Raw genomic sequence first — 1,660 nt, forward strand, 5'->3', positions numbered from 1 at the left:
CCCCCCGCGTCAGAATAGTTGTCGCCCCGATAGAACCAAGAACCTGGGGGCGGCGATGAAGGACGACAGTGGCTCGATACGGACAAGCATTCAAAGACAAAGCGGTGGCCAGGTTGCTGCCGCCGGAGAGCGCCTCGCTGGAGGTGGTTTCGCGTGAGATGGGGGTGAGCGTTGGCACCCTGGAGCGATGGCGCGAGGATGCGCAGACCAGGCCCGCCCGAGGGCGGGCCTGGTCTGCGGGCGCCCGGCTTGAGGCCGTGATCACCACGGCCGCGATGAACGAGGCCGCCAAGGGCGCCTGGTGCCGCGAGTACGGTGTGTACCCGGGCGATCTGGACAAATGGCGCGCGAGCTGCACCACCGCGCTGGTCGACCCGCAAGATGCGCCCGCCAGCCCACAAGCCACCCGAGCTGACCGCAAGCGCATCAAGGAACTCGAGCGCGATCTGTTGCGCAAGGATCGGGCACTGGCCGAGACAGCCGCGTTGCTGGTGCTTTCAAAAAAAGTCTCGGCGATCTTCAACAGGGGCGAGGACGAATGATCGGCCTCGAAGATCGCCAAGCCCTGGCCCGAGCCATTGACACGGCGCATGCCGCAGGAGCGCGGCTGCAGCCCGCCTGCGATGTCGCCGGCATCAACGTGCGAACCCTGCAGCGCTGGAGAGCCCGCGAAGGCCTCTCCAGGGGCGATGGCAGGCCGCGCGCCGTGCGCCCGCTGCCCAACCACGCCCTGAGCGCGGCCGAGCGCGCAGCGCTGCTGGCGGTGGCCAACGAACCGCGTTTTGCCTCTGCGCCACCGGCGCGCATCGTGCCCGTGCTGGCCGACGAGGGCGTGTACCTGGGCAGCGAGTCCAGCATGGCGCGCGTGCTCAAGGCCGCCGGGCAGAACAAGCGCAGAGGACGCGCCAAGGCGCCCAAGGCAACAAAGCCGCCCACCACCCACATCGCCACCGCCCCAGGCCAGGTGTGGTGCTGGGACATGACCTACCTGCCGGCCAAGGTGATGGGCAGGTGGTTTCACCTGTACCTGATCCTGGATCTGTACAGCCGAAAGATCGTGGGTGCCGAGGTGCACGAGAGCGACGACTCAGAGCATGCCGTGCATCTGGTGCGGCGCACCGCGTTGACTGAGGGCATCGCGGCGATGGACACCAAACCCGTACTGCATGGCGACAACGGTTCTACCCTGAAGGCCACCACGGTGCTGGCCATGCTCAACTGGCTGGGCATCAAGCCTTCGTACTCGCGGCCTCGTGTCAGCGATGACAACGCGTTTGCAGAGTCGTTGTTCCGCACAGCCAAGTACCGCCCGGAGTTCCCGGCGCAGGGCTTTGAGACGCTGGACGGTGCCCGTGCCTGGGCTGCTGAATTCGTGCGTTGGTACAACCTGGAGCACCGCCACAGCGGCATCCGCTATGTGAGCCCACAGCAGCGTCACACCGGCCAAGACCAGGCCATCTTGGCGGCACGACACACGCTGTACCGCCAGGCCCGACAGCGCCATCCAGCTCGCTGGACGGGGGCCACTCGGGACTGGTCGCTCATCGACGTGGTGACCCTCAATCCAGAACGAGACGAGGTGGTCAAGCTGGCCACCTGCGTTCAACATACTCAGCTCAAAGCTGCGTGACTCAGGCGACAACTACCTTGACGCGCGCCG

Annotated in this window: 1 pseudogene; it reads left to right on the forward strand. The window is 66.4% G+C overall.

From position 1 onward, the window contains the following. Positions 1–68 precede the first annotated feature (68 nt). Positions 69–1,630, forward strand: a pseudogene (locus J2X09_RS26995) (IS3 family transposase). Positions 1,631–1,660: the final 30 nt, after the last annotated feature.

The organism is Hydrogenophaga laconesensis, from assembly GCF_031457235.1.
GTDB classification, from domain to species: domain Bacteria; phylum Pseudomonadota; class Gammaproteobacteria; order Burkholderiales; family Burkholderiaceae_C; genus Hydrogenophaga; species Hydrogenophaga laconesensis.